Origin of the sequence: Thauera sp. (assembly GCF_047601425.1) — a bacterium.
Lineage (GTDB): Bacteria > Pseudomonadota > Gammaproteobacteria > Burkholderiales > Rhodocyclaceae > Thauera.
Window position 1 is genome coordinate 407366 of record NZ_JASGJL010000002.1, and the last position, 21204, is coordinate 428569.

Genomic DNA, 21204 nt, shown 5'->3' on the forward strand with positions numbered 1-21204 from the left:
GGCTCCGATGGGTGCCGTCTTGAACCTGGTGCAGCACAACCTGCACGAGCTGCGCGTCGACGACACGCGCATGCTGTTCCACATTCCGAGCAGTTCGCTGTTCGCGCTCGATCCGCTGACCGAGGCGCTGATCGACCGCATCCGCCGCCAGAGCCTGACCGCCGAGGCGCTGATCGACGGCCTGCGTACGCAGTTCGACGCCGACGACGTCGCCGGTGCGATCCGCGACCTGGTGGCGCTCGAGCTGGTCGACGACGGCCGCCCGGCCGGCAGCGCGGCGGCCGCGCACGTGTTCGAGCGCTTTCCGCTGACGACGGTGGTGCTCAACGTCAATACCGGCTGCAACCTGAGCTGCACCTATTGCTACAAGGAAGACCTCGACAAGCCGTCGGCCGGCCGCAAGATGGCTTTCGACACCGCGCGCGACTCGATCGAGCTGCTGCTGCGCGAGTCGCCCGACGAGTCGCGCTACAACGTGGTGTTCTTCGGCGGCGAGCCGCTCAGCAACCTGCCGCTGATCAAGGACGTGGTGGCCTACTGCGAGGAGCGCTTCGCCGGCCTCGGCAAGCAGGTCGATTTCGTCATGACGACGAACGCCACGCTGCTCTCCAACGACACCATCGACTGGCTCAACGAGCACCGCTTCGGCCTGTCGATCAGCATCGACGGTCCGAAGGCGATCCACGACCGCAACCGGCTCACGGTCGGCGGCCAGGGCACCTACGAAACCGTGCGGCGCAAGGCCGAGCGGCTGCTGTCGCGCTATACCGCGCGGCCGGTCGGCGCACGGGTGACGCTGACCCACGGCACCACCGAGGTCGAGCGCATCTGGGACCACCTGTTCAACGAGCTGGGCTTCGCCGAAGTCGGCTTCGCGCCAGTGACCTCGGGCGACATCAGCACCTTCAACCTGAGCAACGAGGAAGTGGCCGAGGTCTTCGCCGGCATGAAGCGGCTCGGCCGGCGCTACCTGGAGGCAGCGCTGGAAGGGCGCAACATCGGCTTCTCGAACATGCACCAGCTGATCACCGACATGCACGAAGGGCACAAGAAGCTGCTGCCCTGCGGCGCCGGGCTGAAGATGCTGGCGGTCGACCACAAAGGCGAGCTGAACCTGTGCCACCGCTTCACCGGCTCCGAGCTGCCGACCTTCGGCAACGTCAAGGACGGCATCGAGCGCGAGCAGCTGGGCGATTTCCTGTCGCAGCGCCTGGACCGCAGCGGCACCGGCTGCGCGAGCTGCCGCATCCGCAACCTGTGCTCCGGCGGCTGCTACCACGAGAGCTATGCGCGCTACGGCGACGCCACCCACCCCACCTACCACTACTGCGATCTGATGCGCGACTGGGTGGATTTCGGCATCGAAGTCTACAGCCGCATCATGGCCGGCAATCCGGCCTTCATCGAACAGCACATTTCCCCGAGGAGGGCGTCATGAAACATCTGAAGGCAATCGACAACAAGGCGAAGCTGCTGGAGCAGGCCGTCGGTGAGGATCGCGTCGAGGAAGTGGTGGCGATGAGCGCGCTCGCCGGCTGCACGGCGACGGTCGACCCCGGTTGGGAAGTCGATGTCTTCGGCGGCGTGGCCGGGCTGTGCCAGCCGATGGAGGCCGACCTCTACGGTTGCGCCGACCCCTGCTGGTGGCCGGCCCAGGTGCCCGACACGATGATCACCTATCCGGACTGGAACAAGGACGCGATGAACTCCCGCGAAGACTGGCGCAATCTCGACTCGGTGTTCCCGGGCGACAAGCTGTAAGGGGACGGACATGAAGAGCACGATGATCGGCGGCGCCCTGCGCCGCAGCGCAAGCGTGGTGGTTGCGGCTGCCTGTGTCGCCGGCAGCGCGCTGCCGGCCGCCGCGGCCAACGAGTCGCTGGCGCTGAAAACGGGCAGCGAGTACCTGATGGTGGCGAACTATCCGAACAACCTGAACGTGGTCGATGTGGCGACCGCCAGCGTCTACAAGACCTGCACGCTGCCCGACGCCTTCGGCCCGGGCCTGACGCAGATCTCGCCCGACCGGCGCACCGCCTACATCCTGAACAACCGCTTCGGCACCATCTACGGGGTGGAACTCGACACCTGCAAGGTGGTTTTCCGCGCCGAGATGTCGCTGGCCGACAACGAGCGGGCGAAGTCCTTCGCGTCCTTCACCGTCAGTGCCGACGGCAAGGAGGTGTACGCGGTGCAGAACCCGACGACGATCAACCGCGATCATTACCGCGTCGGCGAACCGCGCTTTGCCGTCTATGACACCAGCGCCGGGCTCGAGGCCCGTCCGGTGCGCACCTTCCCCGCGCCGCGCCAGTCCACCATCATGCAGGCGGCACCCGACGGCAGGCTCTATCTCGCCGGGCAGAACGTGTACGAGGTCGATGTGAAGACCGGCGAGATGAAGGTGAAGCTGCCGATCCGGGAATGGAACCGCAGCACCCATGCGCCGCTGGACGTGCTGTACGTGTGGCCGGTGCAGACGCCGCAGCGGGACTTCACCCTTCTCTACACCACGGCGAAATACCAGGACGACAAGCAGGACATGGCGACGGCCGAGTTCCAGTACGGCTATCTCAACATCAACCTGCTGACGGGCGAGGCCGAGGCGCGCGAGTTCGGGCCGCTGACCGAGATCTACTTCACCGGACTGCGCTCGCCGAAGGACCGCAACATCATCTACGGCCTGCTGCACCGGCTGACCAAGTACGACATCGCCGAGAGCAAGCTGCTGCAGGCGGTGGAGCTGGAGCATACCTACTACACCTTGCTGACCAATCACGATGGCAGCCGGCTCTATCTCACCGGCACCCTCAACGACATCGCCATCTACGACGCCGACTCGCTGACCAAGCTGGGCAACGTGCAGCTGCCGGGCGGCGACATGTCCCTCGGCACCGGCCAGGTCTTCGTGCGCTGAGGTGGGGCCCCTGTTCCATCGGCGGAGCAGGGGCTCGCGCGGCCGGAAGGCCGCACGGATGCATCACTGAAAAAATCATCGGGGAGATGGCGGAATGCGTATTCGAACGAAGGTGGCAGCCGCACTGGCTGCCGGGCTGACATGCCTGGGGCCGGCGTACGCGCTGGATCTTTATAAAAGCGAGCGGGCTTCGCTGGGGCTGAGCGTGGACGGCATGGCGGGGGCTTTTTCCACCCGTGAGGACTATCTGGGCGAAGGTGGCAAGAAATGGCGGGAAGCCTTCATCCACGGCGTGCTGACCGGCAGCCTCCGTGCCGGCGAAGGTGAACTGTACGGCGGCCTGGGCGCCATCGCGCAGGGCACCTGGGGCGATGGCGACGCCGCCGGCTACACCAACGGACGCGAGCGCGACGTCAACCTCGAGGACGCTTATCTGGGCTGGCGCAGCGCGGGCGGCGTGTTCGACTTCTCCTTCGGCCGCCAGCAGTTCCAGCTCGGCGACGGCTTCCTGATCGCCGCCGACCGCGTCAACCTGGGCAAGGGACTCGATGCGCTCGGTGTCGATGTCAACCGGGGAGGCTCGTATTACCTGGCAGCGAAGAAAAGCTTCGGCAATACCGCGATCCTGCGCATCGATCCCGCCGGACCGTGGCGCGGCGACGTGTTCTGGCTCAAGTCGAACAACCCCTACCAGCAGGACACCGAGCTGGGCGGGCTGAACCTCGAGTACGTGTCCGAAACCTACGGCACGCTCGGCCTGAGCTGGATGAAGGTGCTCGGCGTCGACAAGGGCGCCGGGCTTGGCATCTTCGACCGCCGCGACGGCATGCGCATCGCCAACCTGCGCGGCCAGGGCAGCCTGGGCGTGGAAAACCTGTTCGTGGCCTTCGAGTACGTCGACCAGCGCGGCGGCGACACCGCGGTGAAGAACGACGCCGACGCCTGGTTCGTCGAAGGCGGCTGGACCTTCGCCGACGTCGCCTGGAGCCCGACGCTGAACTACCGCTATGCGCGCTTCTCGGCCGACAAGGCCTCGACCACCCGCAACGAAGCCTTCGATCCGCTGTTCTTCGGCCTCAGCCGCGGCCTGGGCACCTGGTTCCAGGGCGAAGTCGCGGCCAACTACGCCGGACCGGCCAACAGCGGCAACAAGGTCGACCGCCTGGAGCTGACGCTGGCGCCGCGCGAGGATCTGGCGGTCACGCTGCAGTACTGGGACATCCGCTCGATCGGCGACGCCGCCGACCTGGACGGGCGCGAGATCGACCTGTTCGCCTTCTGGCAGATCAACGACAAGCTCACCTTCGTGCCCTTGCTCGGCATCTACGAGCCGCGCGGCAAGGACGTGAAGAGCCTGCAGGGCAACGACAGGCGCAACGTGTACCTGCAGGCGGTGCTGCTGTTCAACTTCTGATGGCGGCGTGATTTCACCAACACCAGAGACGCATACGGAGACAGAACATGGATGCACATACGAGTGCACTGCTGAATGAGAGCACGCGCCGTTTCGTGGCCAAGCGGCAACGGATGCTGATCGGCGGGGAGTGGTTGGAGGCGAGCGACGGGTCGACGCTGGACGTGTTCGACCCGGCCACGGGCCAGGCCTTTGCGAAGGTGCCGGCCGGCGGCAAGGCCGAGATCGACCGTGCGGTGTCCGCGGCGCGCAAGGCCTTCGACGGCGGCGACTGGGCGGCCATGCGGGCGGTCGACCGCGAGCGCCTGCTGATGAAGCTGGCCGAGCTGGTGGAGGCCAACGCGCAGGAGCTGGCCGAGCTCGAAGCGCTGGACAACGGCAAGCCGGTGGCGGTGGCGCGCTTCGCCGACGTCGCGCTGGTGGTCGATTCGCTGCGCTACATGGCGGGCTGGGCGACCAAGATCGGCGGCGAGACCATGCAGCCCTCGGTGCCGATCATCCGCGAGCGCGAGTTCTGGGGCTTCACCCGGCGCGAGGCGGTGGGCGTGGTCGGCGCCATCATCCCGTGGAACTTCCCGCTGCTGATGGCGGCGTGGAAGATGGGGCCGGCGCTGGCCAGCGGCTGCACGATGGTGCTCAAGCCGGCCGAGGAGACGCCGCTGAGCGCGCTGCGCCTGGCCGAGCTGGTGCAGGAAGCGGGCTACCCGGCCGGGGTGTTCAACGTCGTCACCGGCCTGGGCCACGTCGCCGGGGCAGCGCTGTCCTCGCACCCGCACATCGACAAGCTCGCCTTCACCGGCTCGACCGAGATCGGCAAGCTGGTGGGCAAGGCCGCGCTCGACAACATGACGCGCATCTCGCTCGAGCTGGGCGGCAAGAGCCCGATGATCGTGCTCGACGACGCCGACGTCGACGCGGTGGCGGCCGGCGCGGCGCACGGCATCTTCTTCAACTCCGGTCAGGTGTGCACCGCGGGCTCGCGGCTGTTCGTGCACAAGAAGAAGTTCGACCAGGTGGTCGAAGGGCTGTCGAACATCGCCGCCGGCATGAAGGTCGGCGCCGGGCTGGACCCCGACACCCAGCTCGGCCCGCTGGTGTCGGCGGTGCAGCAGGAGCGGGTGATGGGCTACATCCGCAGCGGCTTCGAGGAAGGGGCGCGCGCCGCGGTCGGCGGTGAGACGGGCGGGGGCGGGGGCTACTTCGTCAAGCCGACGGTGCTGGTCGATGCGCACGACGACATGCGGGTGGTGCGCGAGGAGATCTTCGGTCCGGTGGTGGTGGCGATGCCGTACGACGACCTGGACGAGGTCGCCCGCCGTGCCAACGACACGCCCTACGGTCTGGCGGCGAGCATCTGGTCGAACGACCTGACGCGGGTGCATCGGCTGATCCCGAAGATCAAGGCGGGCACGGTGTGGGTGAACTGCCATACGGTGCTGGACAACTCGATGCCGTTCGGCGGCTTCAAGCAGTCGGGCATCGGCCGCGAGATGGGACGGGCGGTGTTCGACCAGTACACCGAGCTGAAGTCGGTGCTGATGGCCCTGTGATCGGCCGGGGCGCCGCTGTCTGGCGGCGCTCATGCCGAGTGTGAGTTGCGTGAAGCCTGCATGAAGCGCCGGGTGCGCCGGCCATTCGGCACCACATTCCATCGGGAGGCATGATGTCGATCGGAGCGCGTGCGGCCGGGTGGCCTGCGCTACTTGCCGCCGCCGTAGTGGTGGCTGCATGGGCGGGTGCGGGTTCTGCGGTGCTGGCGGCGGCGTGCCTGCTGGCGCTGCACGCCGTGTTCCGGACGCAGTGGCGCGCCGCCGTCCTGTCCCTGGCGGCGGCGCTGGCCTGGGGATGCGTGCTGGCGCTGGGCTGGCACTTCGCCACCGATGGCTTCGCGCTGCGCTACGTCTGGCTGTACAGCAGTGCCGAACTGCCGCTGCATCTCAAACTGGCCAACGTCTGGGGCGGCGACGAAGGCACGACGCTGCTGCTGGCGGCCTGCTGCCTGAGCCTCGCCGCGAGCGGCGCCCGCCGCGGCGCGGACGCGGCTCCTTATTCGGTTGCTGCGGCGATCGCCGCCTGGTATGGGCTGACCACGGTCTGGCTGGCGCCGTTCGCGGCGACGCCGCCGGAGTGGCTGGCGCAAGCGCCGTCGCAGGGCATGAATGCCCACCTGATGAAGATCTGGATGCTGTTCCATGCGCCGCTGGTGGTGCTGGCCTACGCCTGGGTGCTGTCGCTGGCGGCGCCCGCGCTGGCTGCGCTGCGCGGCGTTCAGCCGGCCTGGCCCGGCCTTGCGCGTGCCCGGGCGCGGCGGGCCTGGGCAGTGCTGACCGCCGGCATCGGCTTCGGCATGGTGTGGGCCTTCGAAGACGCGATGTACGGCCAGGTGTGGCACTGGGATCCGGTGCAGACCTCGGCTTTCTGCCTGTGGTGCTTCCTGTCCGCCCATCTGCACGGTGTCGCCGGCTGGGCGCCCGGGCGCAAGCGCGGCTGGGCCATGCCCTGGGCGGCCTTGCTCGCCGCGGTGATGGCGCCCTTGGCGATGGCGGTGACGCGCAATCCGATGCTCGCCAGCTCGCACCGCTACGTGGGGGCGGACTCGTGGGTCGTCCATCTCGCGCTCGGCGTCGTGCTGCTGCTGGCCGGACTCGGCTGTGCGCTGCTGCGGCGCGGCCGTGCCGAGAGGGGCGCCGCGGGCAAGCCGGCGTCGGGCATCGGCCTGTGGCTGGCACAGCTCGGCTTCCTGGCGGCCGGTGCCGCGGCGCTGGCGCAGCTGGCTTTCGCCTTCGGCGCCCAGGCTTCGGGCATGCCGCGACCGGACGAGTACAAGCCTTTTCTCGCCATGCTGGTCAACCTGATGCCCGGCGGCGGCGAGCTGGACGCCCTGCGCCGGGCCTTCGACCAATGGGACGTGGATGGCTACGTGCTGGCCCGCCTGCTGCTGGTCCCGCTGGTGGTGCTCGGCGGTGTCGGCGGCTGGTATTTCTTCCGCAGGCTGTCGAAGCGGGCGAGCTGGGTGTCGCTGGTACTGGCTGCCGCTTTCGCGGTGCTGGGGATCGAATTCGGCGGCTTGCTGACGCGCGGCTACGCAGGCATGGGCATCCTGTCGCAGAACATCGTTGCGCTGCTGCCGCTGCTGGATGCCTGCCTGGTCGCGGGGGCTTACCTGGCGGCAGGCTGCCTTGCCTGGGCCGGCGTGACGGCATGGCGCCTGGGCTGGAAAGGCGTGTCGGTGTCGGCACCGCTGGCGGCGATCCATGCCGGCGTGGTGCTGATGCTGTGGGGCGGCATGATGGCGATCGCGCTCAACAGCTATTCGCAGCACGAACTGATGCCGGCAGGCGGGCTGGGAGAGGCGAGTACCGGCTGGGTGAAGGACAGGCATGGCTACACCTTCCGCCTGGCCGGCATCCAGCTCGGTGCCGCCGACGACGGCGGCCGGCGCGGCGAGGACGGCATCCGCGCCGTGACGACGGTGGAGGTGCGCGGCGAGCACGGCGAGATCCTGGACGGGCAGACCCTCTACCGCGACAGCCGCAGCCTGCCCGAGCGCTACGACGGGCCGATGCGGCAGGTCTGCGAACTGCTGGACTATCGCTATGCCCGCCATGTCACGACACCGGGCTACCTGCTCGACCCCCTGATCGACCACGGCTGGGGCCGCAGCGTGCAGTTCTGGATCTCGCCCGCGGCGCTGCTGGAGGCGAACACCGCCGGTGGCCAGCCGCCGGTCGTGGTCGCGGTGGTGAAGGTCTTCCCCTTCATGTCGCTGCTGTGGGTGGGCCTCGTGGTGGCGGCGCTGGGCGGCGCATGGCTTGCGTTGCTGCCGCAGCGGGCAGGACGGGGCAACTGATCCGGGCTTTTTCGCGCGCTGGGCAAAGGCGCCGTCCGTCGGCAGGAGTGAACCCGGCGGCAGACGGTCGCCTTGCCGCTTTTACTTCGCCGTCGGCATGACGAATTCAGCGCCCTTGCCGATGCTCTCCGGCCAGCGCTGCATGATGGACTTCTGCCTGGTGTAGAAGCGCACGCCTTCTTCCCCATAGGCATGCATGTCGCCGAACAGGCTCTTCTTCCAGCCGCCGAAGCCGTGCCAGGCCATCGGCACCGGAATCGGCACGTTGATGCCCACCATGCCTACCTCGATGCGCCGCGCGAACTCCCGCGCCACATGGCCGTCGCGGGTGAAGCAGGCGACACCGTTGCCGAACTCGTGCTCGTTGATCAGATTCACCGCCGCGGCGAAATCGGGCACCCGCACGCACGACAGCACCGGCCCGAAGATTTCTTCCCGATAGATGCTCATGTCGGTGCCGACGTGATCGAACAGCGTGCCGCCGAGCCAGAATCCCTGTTCGCAGCCTTCACCGGCAGCCGAGCCCTGGAAGCCGCGGCCATCGACGAGCAACCGGGCGCCGGCAGCGATACCCTGCTCGATGTAGCCGGTGATGCGCGAATGCGCGGCAGGCGTCACGATGGGGCCCATTTCGGCCGCCGGATTGCTGCCGTCGAGCACTTTCAAGGTCTTCGTGCGCTCCACCAGCTTCGGCACGATCCTGTCCGCCGCGTCGCCCACCAGCACCGCCACCGAAATCGCCATGCAGCGCTCGCCGGCCGAACCGTAGCCTGCGCCGATCAGGGCATCGACGGCCTGGTCGATGTCGGCATCCGGCATCACCACCATGTGGTTCTTGGCGCCGCCGAGCGCCTGCACGCGCTTGCCGTGCCGTGCGCCGGTCTCGTAGATGTAGTTGGCGATCGGCGTGGAGCCGACGAAGGAGAGGGCCTTCACGTCCGGATGCTCCAGCAGCGCATCGACGGCTTCCTTGTCGCCCTGCACCACGTTGAACACGCCGTCGGGCAGGCCGGCCTCCTTCAGCAGATCGGCGATGAACAGGCTGGGGCTGGGGTCGATGGGGCTGGGCTTGAGCACGAAGCAGTTGCCGGCCGCGAGGGCCACCGGGAACATCCACATCGGCACCATCACCGGGAAGTTGAACGGCGTGACGCCGGCGACCACACCCAGCGGCTGGCGCATCGTCCAGTTGTCCATGCCGGTGCTGACCTGGTCGGTGAAATCGCCCTTCAGCAGCTGCGGAATGCCGCAGGCGAACTCGACGATGTCGATGCCGCGGGCGACTTCCCCCTGGGCGTCGGTGAACACCTTGCCATGCTCGGCGGTGATGAGCGCGGCCAGTTCGTCCTTGTGCCGGTTCAGCAACTCGAGGAAGCGGAACATCACGCGCGCGCGCCGGATCGGCGGCGTGTCCGCCCAGGCGGGAAAGGCCGCACGGGCAGCGGCCACCGCGGCTGCCACATCCTCCCGGCTGCCGAGCCGTACCTGGCGGCTGACCGCGCCGGTGGCGGGGTTGTAGACGGGCTGCGTGCGGGTGCCGCTGCCGGCCGTGCGTGCACCGCCGATGTACTGGGCGATTTCGGTATTGCTGCTGCTCTGCGTCATGGTGGAACTCCTTGTGGGTCGCGAATGGGTTTTCCGGGTTGAAATGCCCGCAGCGGGGGCTGAATACCGTTCAGTAGTGCTCGGGTGCCAGGGCCATCGTGCTGTTCCCCCCGTCGATGGCGGCATCGCGGAGTGAAGGCACTCGGGTGAGCACGTGATCGGCGTAAAAATGTGCCGTGACGGTCTTTGCATGCAGGAACACCGGATCGCCCTGGCAGCGCATTAGCATTTCCTCCGCGCGCAGCAGCGCACGGGCCATCTGCCAGCCGGCAACCGTGATGCCGGCCAGCATCAGGTATGGCACCGAGCCGGCATGGACTTCGTTCGGCCGTTGCCCGGCGTGCTCGACCACGAAGCCGATCACCTGCTCGAAAGCCTCCCGCGCCACACGCAGGCGCTTGTGCATGGCCCGCGCCGCGGCACTGTCCAGGGCGGCGAGTTCGGCTTCGGTGGCGGCAATCTGCGCGGCGACGGCGCGTGCCGTGCGTCCGCCGTCGCGCACCGTCTTGCGCCCCACCAGGTCGTTGGCCTGGATCGCGGTCGTGCCTTCGTAGATGGGCAGGATCCTGGCATCGCGGTAATGCTGTGCCGCGCCGGTCTCCTCGATGAAGCCCATGCCGCCATGCACCTGCACGCCGAGCGAGGCGACTTCGAGGCTCATTTCGGTGCTGTAGCCCTTGACCAGCGGCACCAGGAATTCGTGGAAGGTGGCATTTTCCTTGCGCATGGCGGCATCGGGATGGTGGTGTGCCGCGTCGTATGCGGCTGCCGCCACCGTGGCCATGGCCCGGCAGGCCTGCGTGTTGGCACGCATGGTCATGAGCATGCGGCGCACGTCGGGATGCAGGATGATCGATACGCTGCCCGGCGTGGAGCCGTCCACGGGACGGCTTTGCACCCGTTCCTTCGCGTAGGCCGCCGCCTGCTGATAGGCTCGTTCGGCAATGGCGATGCCTTGTACGCCGACCGCGTATCTCGCCGCGTTCATCATGATGAACATGTACTCGAGGCCGCGATTCTCCTCGCCCACCAGATGGCCCACTGCGCCCCCCTCGTCGCCGAACTGCAGCACGGCCGTCGGCGACGCCTTGATGCCGAGCTTGTGCTCGATGGAAACGCAATGCACGTCGTTGCGCGCTCCTGGCTTGCCGGCCCGATCGACCAGGAACTTGGGCACCACGAACAGGCTGATGCCCTTGACGCCTTCAGGCGCGCCGGGCACGCGGGCCAGTACCAGGTGGACGATGTTGTCCGCCATGTCGTGCTCGCCGTAGGTGATGAAGATCTTGGTGCCGAACAGCTTGTAGCTGCCATCGGCCTGCGGCTCGGCCCGCGTGCGCACGCGCGAAAGGTCCGAGCCGGCCTGAGGCTCGGTGAGATTCATCGTCCCGGTCCATTCGCCCGTCACCAGCTTGTCGAGATAGGTCGCCTTGAGCTCGTCGCTGCCTGCCGTCAGCAGCGCTTCGATCGCGCCATCGGTCAGCAGCGGGCAGAGCGCGAAGCTCAGATTGGCGCTGTTGAACATCTCGGCGCAGGCTGCGCCGATGGTCTTGGGCAGGCTTTGCCCGCCGAACTCCGATGGGTGCTGCAGGCCCTGCCAGCCACCCTCGACGAACTGGCGGTAGGCGGCCCTGAAACCGGGCGCCGTCCTTACCTGTCCGGATTCCCAGGTCGAGGGCTCCCTGTCGCCCACGGCATTGAGCGGTGCCACCACCCCCTGGCTGAACCTGGCGCACTCTTCCAGCACGGCCGCCGCGGTGTCCGGCCCCGCTTCCTCGAAGCCCGGCCACTGCGCGGTCTGAGCCAGCCCGGCAAGCTCCTGCATGCAGAACAGCATGTCGTCGATCGGCGCTTGGTAGCTCATGTTTTTCTCTCCTGTATATGCGTCTGCAGCCACACGCCGGCGGCGGTCAGCTGTTCGGCTGGACCTTGTAGGCTTTCTTGTTCACGAATTCGCCCAGGCGCGACTGGACGTCGCGCCCGGTCTGCACTACTGCGGCCATCAGGCCCTCGGCGAACAGACCTTCGGTCGCGGCCATGTCGGAGATGCGGTCGATGGAGGTGACGATGGCGTAGTTCGAGAGCACGGCGTTGCCCGCGATCCTGCGTGCCAGTTCCAGGCCGAGGTCGTAGGCCGACCGGGGATTGGCTTCGGTGTTGCAGACGTAGTGGGCGAGGCCCAGGCGTTCGCCTTCCACGGCATCGAGCACTCGTCCGGTCAGCATCAGCTCCACCATCCGGCTGGGCGAGATGATCTTCGCGGTGCGGACCGTCGCGCCGCCGCCGGTGAAGATGCCGCGCGTGCCTTCGGGCAGGGCGAAGAAGGTGCTCTTGTCGGCGACGCGCACATGGGCCGCGCTGGCAAGCTCCAGACCGCCGCCGACCACTGCGCCCTGCAGGCAGGCGATGACCGGAATGCCGCCGTGCTGGATCTTGTCGAAAGCACGGTGCCAACCCTGGCACACACGCAGGAAATCGACTGCGGTGCGCTCCTTGTCGTGGTGTTCCTTGAGATCCAGGCCGGCGCAGAAGTGATCCCCCTCAGCCGTCATCAGGATGGCGCGGATGTGGCGGGGCACGTTGGAAAAGTAGGCATCGATCTCGGCGATCGCACATTCGTCCAGCGCATTGCGTTTATGCGCCTTGTTCAGGGTGACGATGCCGATGTTGTCCAGCTCGGAAATCTTCAGGAAGGTTTCGGACATGAATGTTCTCCTCTCTAGGGGTTGCGGCTTGGGTGCTTGAACTATTGATCCCGGGTGGCGTGCATGACGAGCGCGCGAAGTGCGGCTTTCTGGATCTTTCCCGTCGCGGTCATCGGCATGTGCTCGATGAACACGACCTTGTCGGGAATCGACCACTTCGCCATGCGCCCCTGGTAACGGGCGAGAATCCGCTCGGCGGATGGGCGGGTATCGCGTTTGGGGACGATGAAGAGCACCGGACGCTCGCCCCATTGCTCGTTCGCTTCGGCGACGCACGCGGCCAGTTCGACGCCGGGCTCTTCCATGGCGATGTTTTCGATCTCGATCGACGAAATCCACTCGCCGCCGGATTTGATGACGTCCTTGCTGCGATCCGTGATGCGCAGATAGCCCTCCGCGTCGATGCTGCCGACATCGCCGGTGCGGAACCAGCCGTCCTCGGTGGCGGGTTCCGCCTTGCCGTAGTAGCGCGAGACGACCCAGTTGCCCTGCACCATGAGATGCCCCGTGGCCATGCCGTCGTGCGGCAGCCGCCTGCCGTCGTCGTCGATCAGTTTGAAGCGGGCTCCGAACAGGGGGCGCCCCTGCGATGCCAGCACTTGCAGCACGTCATCGGCGGGCATCCCCGCATGCTTGGGCAGCAATTGGCAGACAGTGCCCAGCGGGGATACTTCCGTCATGCCCCAGGCGTGGCGGACGGTGACATTGCGCGCGCCGAAGGCCGCGATCATGTGCGGCGGGCAGGCGGCACCGCCGATGACGATGCGCTGCAGCGTGCTGAATGCCAGGCCCTGGCTTTCGACGTGATCCAGCACGCCTTTCCATACCGTGGGCACGCCGGCCGACAAGGTCACGCCTGCCCGCTCGCACAAGGCGTAGATCCGCTCGCCCTGCATGTTCGAACCCGGCAGAACGATCCTGGCACCCGACATCAGCGCGGAGTACGGCAGGCCCCAGGCGTTGACGTGGAACATCGGCACCAGCGGCATGACCGCGTCGCTGCCCGCAATCGCCAGCGCGTTCGGATGGCAGGACGCATAGGCATGCAGCAGGGTCGAGCGGTGCGAATACAGCACGCCTTTCGGCGCGCCGGTGGTACCGGAGGTGTAGCAGAGACCGCAGGCCGTGTTCTCGTCGAAGGCCGGCCAGTCGAAATTCCGGCTGTCTGCGCCCAGCCAGTCGGCGTAGATCGCTCCCTCCGCGTGCCCGCCGGCGCTTTCATCGAGCAGCACCCAATGCTCCACTGACGGGCACCGTTCCCGCAGGTACTCGATGAGCTCGGCGAAATGCACGTCGTAGAACACGGCCGCGTCCCGGGCATCGTTGATGATGAATTCGATCTGTTCCTGGGTCAGGCGCGGATTGACCGTATGGCAGATGGCGCCGATGCCCGCAGTGGCATAGTAGATTTCCAGATGGCGGTAGGTATTCCATGCCAAAGTCGCCACACGAACGCCTGACCCTACGCCACGGCGCGCCAAACCGACGGCCAGCTCCTTCACCCTGCGAGCGAACTCCCGATAGGAGTAGCGGTGCAGGCTGCCGTCATCGAGGGCGGTCACGATCTGCTGGTCTGCGCTCGTTTCAAGGGTATGTTCGAGGATCGAACTGATGAGCAAGGGCATGCACATCATGTTTCCGGGCTGCTCCATATCGCTGTCTCCTGGTTTTTGTGCATCCAGAGTAAACAGCCCGAACGGGCGCCCCAATTGCCGACGGCGACAATGAATATGCAAAAACTGACATCCGCATGAATGCCGAAAGCCGCTTCGATACACTGCTCGGCAGGTCGTGGCATGGGGTCACCAGCCGTGGGTAACCAGCATCAAGCAGGTCGAGTCGGAGCATCAATGCACAAGGCAGGTGTCAGTGCCGTGGACGGTTCGGAACCCTCTGCTCGAACGGGCAGGATCGGCGCCATCGCCGATACGGCCTCCACTGCAACCGTCTCCTTCCACTTCGTGCAGGACCTGTTGCGGAGCCTTCGTGCGATATGTGCGGAGCCCGTCCTGGACCGTTGTCTGAAGCAGGCCGGCATCGCCAAGGAGTTCATCGAGCACCCTGGTTCCCGCCTGACGCACGATCAACTCGTCCGGCTGTATCAGGAAAGCGCATCGGCCACGGGTGACGAGATGATGGGCTTGTGGAGCCGGCCGATTCGCGCAGGCGCACTGAAGTACATCATCCGGGCGGTAAGGGATGCGTTGACGATCAGTGTCGCACTGCATCGTTTCACCCAGGTCTGGAACCTGCTGCTGGACGACTACCGCCTGCATCTGTCCCAGGCGGACGATGCCATCAGCCTGGCGCTGCTGCCCAGATCGCCGAAAGCGATAGTGAACCGGTTCGGCCATGCGCTGATGCTGAAGCTCACGCATGGCATCGTTTCCTGGCTCGTCGGCCATGAAGTGCCGGTCCAGCGAGTGTCGTTCGTGTTCCCGCGACCGGTCTTCGCTGCCGACTATCCGATTCTCTTTCCCGCGGCCATCGACTTCGAAGGGCCTTTCTCGCAGATCATCTTCGATGCGGAGCTTGGAAGCATCCGGGCTGAACGCAATGTAGGCGATGTGCGCATGTTCCTGCAGCGCGCCCCTCGCGACTGGATCTTCACCTCGTACCACGAACACACCCTGCGGCTGAAGGTGCGCGAATTGCTGTACGCAGACCTCGGGCGGACGCTGGAGGACGTGTCGGGCAAACTCCACATGTCCTCGCGTACCTTGATCCGCAGACTGCAGGACGAGGGACTGTCCTTTCAGAGCATCAAGGACGAATTGCGCAGGGATCTGGCCATTCTGAACCTCGCTCACCAGGACGTTTCGCTGGCCGAGATATCCTATGCGCTGGGGTTCAGTTCGCCAGCCGTTTTCCATCGCGCTTTTCGGCACTGGACCGGCATGACGCCAGGCGTCTATCGGGTTGCCCAGCAGAAACTGGGCAGCTCCGATGCGGAGCCTGGAGGCTGAAGCGCAACAAACAGATACAATCGTGCTTCCCGGATCGGCAAGAATGCGCCGCAAGAGATTCGCGTGCTGCGGGGTTCGTTCACGCTGGCAGGCCGCTCATCCCGGCTGGCGCCTGCCGGAGGATCGAAATGCCGATCCGCGGGTCGAAGGGACTGAAGTGCGCCTGTATCCTGCGCGCTGTTTCCAGATGAAGAGGAACCATGCAGATCGTACTCATCAGCGGCTTGTCGGGATCGGGCAAGAGCATCGCACTCAACGTGCTGGAGGATTCCGGCTACTACGTGGTGGATAACCTGCCGGCTGCGCTGCTGCCGCAATTGGTCACGCATCTGCGCGGCACCGGCTGGGCGCGGGTGGCGATTGCGGTCGACATGCGCTCGGGGGCGAGCATCGCGGCCCTGCCGAGCCAGGTGGAGCAGTTGCGCGATACGGTTTCCGACCTGCGCTTCATCTTTCTCGATGCGCGCGACGAAACGCTGATCGCGCGCTTCTCCGAGACGCGCCGCCGCCATCCTCTGGCGAGCGACGGTGTCACCGTGGAGGAGGCGATCAAGCGCGAGCGCGACGCGCTGTCGCGCATCGCCGAAATGGCTCACCGCATCGATACCAGCGATCTGCATCCGAACACGCTGCGCGCCTGGGTGAAGGATTTCGTCCGGGTCGAGGAGAGCCAGGGGCTGACCTTGATGTTCGAGTCCTTCGGCTTCAAGTACGGCATTCCGCTCGATGCCGACCTGGTGTTCGATGTCCGCTGCCTGCCCAATCCCTACTACGATCCGCGCCTGAGGCCGCTGACAGGCTGCGATGAGCCGGTCAAGGACTTCCTGCGCAAGATTCCCGAAGTTGCCCGCATGGGCGAGGACATCCGCCGTTTCATCGCCAACTGGCTGCCGGCCTATACGCGCGACAATCGCAACTACCTTACGGTGGCGATCGGTTGCACTGGCGGGCAGCACCGCTCGGTCTATATCGTCGAATGGCTGGCGGACCGCTTCCGTGATCAGCTCAGCGTGATCGTTCGCCACCGCTCGGCGGCGCGGCGGGCGGCCGATCGCGGTGCCGCGGCCGTGCATGCGCCGGCGGCCGACAAGCAGCCGTGAGCTTTCCGTTTGCCGCCTGGCGGGCGCTGCTGCGGCCGGGCGACGTGCTGGTTGCGGCTGCTGGCCTTGTCGTGTGCGTCCAGGCCGCGGCGGTGCTGTGGCAGGGCGGGCGGCCCGAGACGGCGGTGGTGCGTGCCGGCGGCAAGGTGGTGGCCGAGATCGCACTGTCGGCGCCACAAGTGGTGGAGGTGGCCGGTCCGCTCGGAACCACGCGCATCGAGATCCAGCCCGGCCGGGCACGCGTCGCCGCGGACCCTGGGCCGCGGCAGTATTGCGTGCGCCAGGGTTGGCTGACCCAGGCCGGCGCGGTGGCGATCTGCGCACCCAATGAAGTCAGCCTCAGCCTGACCGGCCGTGGCGCCGACTATGACTCACTCAGCTATTGAGCTCGTGCCTTCGCCGAAGGATCGCCGCATTGCGCGCCATGCGGCGGCGGCGATCGTGCTGACCGTGGCAGAGGCGGCGATTCCGCTGCCCTTGCCGGGCGTCAAGCCGGGGCTGGCGAATATCGTCACGCTGATCGTGCTGGCGCGCTGGGGCTGGCGCGAGGCCGTGTGGGTGGCCTTGCTGCGGGTGTTTGCCGGCAGCCTGCTGCTGGGGCAGTTCCTGGCGCCGGGGTTCTTCCTGAGCCTGTCCGGCGCGCTCGCCAGCCTGGTCGTGCTGGGGCTGGCGATGCACCTGCCGCGGCGCTGGTTCGGCCCGGTCAGCCACAGCATCCTGGCTGCGTTTGCGCATATCGGCGCGCAACTGCTCGTGGCGCGGCTATGGCTGGTGCCGCATGACGGGGTGTTCTATCTGGTGCCGGTGTTTGCGCTGGCTTCGGTGGTGTTCGGCCTGATCAATGGCCTGGTGGCGGCACGTTTGCTGGAAGAGCTCGGCGACGGGACGCCCGGGAAGGAGGAGGGGGCTGCGCGGCCTTCCTGAGCCGGCGCTTCGGCGGCCGGTACCCCGTCCGCAGGCACGCCGGCCGCGTGCCTGCGCCGAGTCCGCATTGCGGGTGTCGCGAACGGCCGTGCGTGGGCGGGGTGCTCACACCCTGGCCGAGAACCACTCCAGCAGGCGCTTCCAGCCGTCTGCCGCTTCTTGCTGGCGATAGCTTGGCCGGTAGTCGGCATGGAAGGCGTGGGGCGCATCGGGATAGACGATGATTTCGCCCGGCTTGCCGGCCGCGTGGATGGCAGCGCGCATGGCTTCGACATCGTCCAGCGGGATGCCCTGGTCCTGCCCGCCATAAAGTCCGAGCACCGGCGCATGGAGCTGCGCGGCGATGTCGATCGGCTGTGTCGGCTGATTGTCCGAGGGTGCGCCGTCCAGCCGCCCATACCAGGCGACGCCGGCCTTGAGCTGCGGGTTGTGCGCGGCGTACAGCCAGGTGATGCGGCCGCCCCAGCAGAAGCCCGTGATCGCCAGCCGTGATGCGTCTCCGCCCTTTGTCGCGGCCCATTCGGCGCAGGCGTCGAGGTCGGCCATGACCTGAGCGTCCGGCACCTTGGAGACGATGGACGACAGGATGTCGGCGACGTTTTCGAGCCTGGACGGGTCGCCCTGGCGGAAGTACAGCTCCGGTGCGATGGCCAGGTAGCCTTGCCTGGCGAGGCGGCGGCAGACGTCGCGGATGTGCTCATGCACGCCGAAGATTTCCTGCACCACCAGTACGACCGGCAGCTTGTCGCCCTGGGCGGGGCGGGCGAAGTACACCGGCAATTCGCCGTTGGCGGTCCGGACGGCGCCTGTGCCGGCGTCCAGGCCGCCCGCATCGGTGTTGATCACCGTGCTGGCCTGGACCGGGAGCACGGCAAGGGCGAAGCCGGTGGCGGCGATCGTCGTGACGAAGCCACGGCGATCCACCCGCGTGGCAGGCAGCAGGCTGTCGAACTCGGTCGTCGAGCTATCGTGTGCATCCATCTTCATCTCCTCCATCTGGGTGTGAGCACTGCGATGACATCCGCAGCGAGGGCGATGTTCCCATGGCGACCGGTGCTGGTACAGGGGGTGCCGGCGTCAACGAAAAAGCCCCTGGCGCGGCAGGGGCTTCGAGGGACGCGAATGCTCAGCGGCGGCGGGGCGGCGGAGCGGCTGCCGTGCCGGCCGGCCGGCCAGGGAGGTGGCGGAAGGTGATGCGGCCCTTGCTCAGGTCGTAGGGCGACATTTCGAGCGAAACGTTGTCGCCGGCAATGATGCGGATGTGGTGCTTGCGCATCTTGCCGCCGGAATAGGCGATGAGATTGTGGCCGTTGTCCAGGGTGACGCGATAGCGTCCATCCGGCAGGACTTCGGTAACGGATCCATGCATTTCGATGAGTTCTTCCTTGGCCATGTTCGGGCTCCTTGTCATTGTGCCGGAGCGCATGCCTCGGGCGCGCAGCGGCGATTTGCCCACCTCCGCCGGGGAAGGGCATCGGGCCGGGGGGCTTGCGCGTGTGGCACAAGGGGCGGGCCGGCCGGGCCTGCGCAAAAGTGACAGGCCGCTTCAAAGCTGGGGCGATTGCACACCCGCATCATTTCGAACGGGCGCGAGCGGCATGCCTGATACTGGCACACAGCGTAAGGGCGGTCCGAAGCGCCTGGCGGGCGCGAAGACCACATTGGCCTGCAACACTCGGATGCTGCAGCTTGTGTCTCGGAAAAAACCGGGTGAACCCTTCAGGGAATCACTGGATGACACGATGGGTCATTGAAGGGGAAGGGCCGCCTTTCGCTCTTGCCACGGCGTCATCCAGGCCATGGACAGGTCAAGCGGTCATCGGCTCGGCGTTTCCGGGGCCACGGCGGTAGTGCTGCGTGGATGGAAGCGTTCTTGCCAATCTTCAGTGGCGGGCATGATACCTGCAGCGGCAGCAGGCTGTCCAATCAGCGGTGTTGTAATCAGGTGCGGTGGTGTGCGCCCACCGGGCGGATGCCATCATTGCAATGGAATCGGCAATCGCCGCCGTGCCGGGCGCTGTGCCTGCTGTTTCGCTCCTTGCGTGTCCTTTCGGCGCTGGCGGTGACGACGATTTCCGGCAGCAGCCATTCCGCTTCGGTGGCTTGCGCCACGAGCAGGCCTTGCTGGAGAGTCCCGTCGCGCGGCTGGATGCCCGCGGCAAAACCCAGCGCATGCATTGCGATGACGCCTGTGGCGACCAGTACCTTCGTCCATGTCTTCATCTGTCTGCTCCTCGGCTCAGGGGCCCGCCGTTCGGGCCGTGCTGTCATTTGAACAGGCTGATGTATCCCGGATTTTTCCGGAGCAGATGGATTTTGCGGGCGCATGTATCCCGGCATGGGCCGGACAAACCGGGATACATGTGGGCGGAGAGGCCGCGAGGCCGGAAATAAAAAAAACGCCAAGCCTGTGCAGGATTGGCGTTTTTTCTGAATTTGGTAGGCCGTGCAGGATTCGAACCTGCGACCAACGGATTAAAAGTCCGCTGCTCTACCAGCTGAGCTAACGACCCAAAAGAGAGGCCGGATTCTAGAAGCTGGGAACAGGCACGTCAACAATGCATGCTGCCTGATGGCCTGGTTCAGGCTTCACGCATCAGCATCCAGTACTGGATCTTCATCGCGATGGCGCAGCCGGTGATGATGGCTGCGGTGGTGATGAAGGAGCCGACGGCCAGGGTGGACAGGCCGGTGATCCCCTGGCCGATGGTGCAGCCCAGCGCCGTCACGCCGCCGAAGCCCATCAGGATGCCGCCGATGATGTGGCGGGCGAGGTCGGGGGCATCACGGAAGCCTTCGAGGCGGAAGCTCTTCGACAGCATGGCGTGGAGCGCCGAGCCGGCGATGACGCCGAGCACGCTGGCGATACCGAAGGTGACGATGCGGCTGGTGTCGCTCCAGAACATCAGCAGTTCGAGCGTAAACGCCAGCGGGCCGACGAAGGTGAGCGATTCGGCGCGGCCGCTGTTGGTGGCGATGAAGGCTTCCTCCAGGGTTTCGGGGTGTTCGGCGACGTAGCCGATATGGCCGGAGATGTACCAGCCGGCGACCACGGTGGCGCCGACGATGATGCCGCCGAGCCAGACGTCGGCGGTGCGCGCCTCGCGGTCGGCGACGGCCCACAGCAGCAGGGCGATGCCGGCCAGGCCGGCGGCGATCGCCAGCGCGCTGGCCGGCTCGATGCCGGCAGCAGCGATGAAGGCGGGAATGTCCTGGGTATGCGGCAGCTCGGTGGCGACGGTGTCGAGGAAGTTCACCCGCCAGACGGCGAACAGGCCGCGCAGCGTCATGTAGGCGCTGATGGCGAGGAAGACGAAGACCACCAGCGACTTCAGATTGCCGCCGCCGATGCGGATCAGGGTCTTGCTGCCGCAGCCCGAGGCCAGCGTCATGCCGACGCCGAAGGCGAGGCCGCCGACGATGTGCGACAGCCAGACCAGCCTGCTGCCGGTATAGATCGAGCGGCTGAGGTCGATGAAGCCGGCCAGTTGCAATGCGGCGCTGCCGAGGATGGCGATGGCGATGGCAATGGCCCACATGCGCATGCGGCTCCAGTCGCCCATGTTGATGATGTCGGATACCGCACCCATGGTGCAGAAATTGGTCCGATTGGCGACGAAGCCGAACACCGTGCTGACGGCGAAAGCGAGCCAGGCGATGGTGGAGGCGGAGACGAGCGTTTCTTCCATGGCGAGTCGGCGACTGAGTGGCCGGCCATTCTAG

General features: G+C 66.6%; 18 protein-coding genes and 1 tRNA gene. 10 read left to right on the forward strand and 9 right to left on the reverse strand.

Annotation, left to right across the window (positions count from 1 at the left end; translation table 11 throughout):
- The first annotated feature begins 7 nt into the window (after nt 1-7).
- The 6 genes from peaB to ccsA all read left to right on the forward strand — a co-directional run bounded on the left by peaB (nt 8) and on the right by ccsA (nt 8181).
- On the forward strand, nt 8-1438 hold the full coding sequence (gene peaB, locus QM748_RS18450; RefSeq protein ID WP_415248448.1) for a quinohemoprotein amine dehydrogenase maturation protein: 1431 nt from the start codon (nt 8-10) through the stop codon (nt 1436-1438).
- Complete coding sequence (qhpC, locus tag QM748_RS18455) at nt 1435-1761, forward strand: quinohemoprotein amine dehydrogenase subunit gamma (RefSeq protein ID WP_415248449.1); 327 nt, start codon at nt 1435-1437, stop codon at nt 1759-1761. Before peaB ends, qhpC begins: the two co-directional genes overlap by 4 nt.
- Before the next feature lie 10 nt (nt 1762-1771).
- A complete protein-coding gene (gene peaD / locus QM748_RS18460) occupies nt 1772-2917 on the forward strand; it encodes a quinohemoprotein amine dehydrogenase subunit beta (RefSeq protein ID WP_415248450.1) in 1146 nt (381 codons plus the stop codon).
- A 94-nt stretch (nt 2918-3011) separates the two neighbouring features.
- Complete coding sequence (locus QM748_RS18465; RefSeq protein ID WP_415248451.1) at nt 3012-4331, forward strand: alginate export family protein; 1320 nt, start codon at nt 3012-3014, stop codon at nt 4329-4331.
- Nucleotides 4332-4378: 47 nt separating this feature from the next.
- Nucleotides 4379-5881, forward strand: a complete 1503-nt coding sequence (locus tag QM748_RS18470) for an aldehyde dehydrogenase family protein (RefSeq protein ID WP_415248452.1) — start codon at nt 4379-4381, stop codon at nt 5879-5881.
- A 110-nt stretch (nt 5882-5991) separates the two neighbouring features.
- Nucleotides 5992-8181: a cytochrome c biogenesis protein CcsA gene (ccsA, locus tag QM748_RS18475; RefSeq protein WP_415248453.1), complete on the forward strand. Its 2190-nt coding sequence runs from the start codon at nt 5992-5994 to the stop codon at nt 8179-8181.
- Between the two features lie 81 nt (nt 8182-8262).
- On the opposite strand, the gene QM748_RS18480 is transcribed toward ccsA, so the two are convergent.
- From QM748_RS18480 to QM748_RS18495, 4 genes are all read right to left on the reverse strand, one after another.
- On the reverse strand, nt 8263-9786 hold the full coding sequence (locus QM748_RS18480) for a CoA-acylating methylmalonate-semialdehyde dehydrogenase (protein WP_415248454.1): 1524 nt from the start codon (nt 9784-9786) through the stop codon (nt 8263-8265).
- Nucleotides 9787-9856: 70 nt separating this feature from the next.
- Entirely contained in the window at nt 9857-11650 is a 1794-nt protein-coding gene (locus tag QM748_RS18485) for an acyl-CoA dehydrogenase (RefSeq protein WP_415248455.1), read from the reverse strand.
- A 46-nt stretch (nt 11651-11696) separates the two neighbouring features.
- The gene (locus QM748_RS18490; protein WP_415248456.1) at nt 11697-12491 is read right to left on the reverse strand and encodes a crotonase/enoyl-CoA hydratase family protein; all 795 of its coding nucleotides are present in this window, start codon (nt 12489-12491) and stop codon (nt 11697-11699) included.
- A 41-nt stretch (nt 12492-12532) separates the two neighbouring features.
- Nucleotides 12533-14269, reverse strand: coding sequence for a long-chain fatty acid--CoA ligase (locus tag QM748_RS18495; RefSeq protein WP_415248457.1), 1737 nt, complete (start codon nt 14267-14269; stop codon nt 12533-12535).
- A gap of 72 nt (nt 14270-14341) precedes the next feature.
- On the opposite strand from QM748_RS18495, the gene QM748_RS18500 reads away from it, so the two are divergent.
- The 4 genes from QM748_RS18500 to QM748_RS18515 all read left to right on the forward strand — a co-directional run bounded on the left by QM748_RS18500 (nt 14342) and on the right by QM748_RS18515 (nt 17481).
- Entirely contained in the window at nt 14342-15457 is a 1116-nt protein-coding gene (locus QM748_RS18500) for a helix-turn-helix domain-containing protein (protein ID WP_415248458.1), read from the forward strand.
- Nucleotides 15458-15657: 200 nt separating this feature from the next.
- Nucleotides 15658-16557 carry an RNase adapter RapZ gene (rapZ, locus tag QM748_RS18505; RefSeq protein ID WP_415248459.1) on the forward strand — a complete coding sequence of 300 codons (900 nt, stop codon included), beginning with the start codon at nt 15658-15660 and terminating at the stop codon, nt 16555-16557.
- Nucleotides 16554-16943 (forward strand): NusG domain II-containing protein, encoded by a 390-nt coding sequence (locus tag QM748_RS18510; RefSeq protein ID WP_415248460.1) that lies wholly within the window; start codon nt 16554-16556, stop codon nt 16941-16943. The genes rapZ and QM748_RS18510 overlap by 4 nt, the downstream gene beginning before the upstream one ends.
- The gene (locus tag QM748_RS18515) at nt 16924-17481 is read left to right on the forward strand and encodes a Gx transporter family protein (protein ID WP_415248461.1); all 558 of its coding nucleotides are present in this window, start codon (nt 16924-16926) and stop codon (nt 17479-17481) included. The genes QM748_RS18510 and QM748_RS18515 overlap by 20 nt, the downstream gene beginning before the upstream one ends.
- Nucleotides 17482-17586: 105 nt before the next feature.
- Here QM748_RS18515 and QM748_RS18520 read toward each other — a convergent pair whose 3' ends face one another.
- The 5 genes from QM748_RS18520 to QM748_RS18540 form a co-directional block, all read right to left on the reverse strand.
- Nucleotides 17587-18462 carry a dienelactone hydrolase family protein gene (locus QM748_RS18520; RefSeq protein ID WP_415248462.1) on the reverse strand — a complete coding sequence of 292 codons (876 nt, stop codon included), beginning with the start codon at nt 18460-18462 and terminating at the stop codon, nt 17587-17589.
- A gap of 145 nt (nt 18463-18607) precedes the next feature.
- The gene (gene infA / locus QM748_RS18525) at nt 18608-18874 is read right to left on the reverse strand and encodes a translation initiation factor IF-1 (RefSeq protein WP_415248463.1); all 267 of its coding nucleotides are present in this window, start codon (nt 18872-18874) and stop codon (nt 18608-18610) included.
- 548 nt (nt 18875-19422) lie between these two features.
- Nucleotides 19423-19704 (reverse strand): hypothetical protein, encoded by a 282-nt coding sequence (locus tag QM748_RS18530; RefSeq protein WP_415248464.1) that lies wholly within the window; start codon nt 19702-19704, stop codon nt 19423-19425.
- 214 nt (nt 19705-19918) lie between these two features.
- Nucleotides 19919-19994 (reverse strand) — tRNA-Lys (locus QM748_RS18535).
- A gap of 69 nt (nt 19995-20063) precedes the next feature.
- Entirely contained in the window at nt 20064-21170 is a 1107-nt protein-coding gene (locus QM748_RS18540; protein WP_415248465.1) for a YeeE/YedE family protein, read from the reverse strand.
- Between the last annotated feature and the right edge of the window lie 34 nt (nt 21171-21204).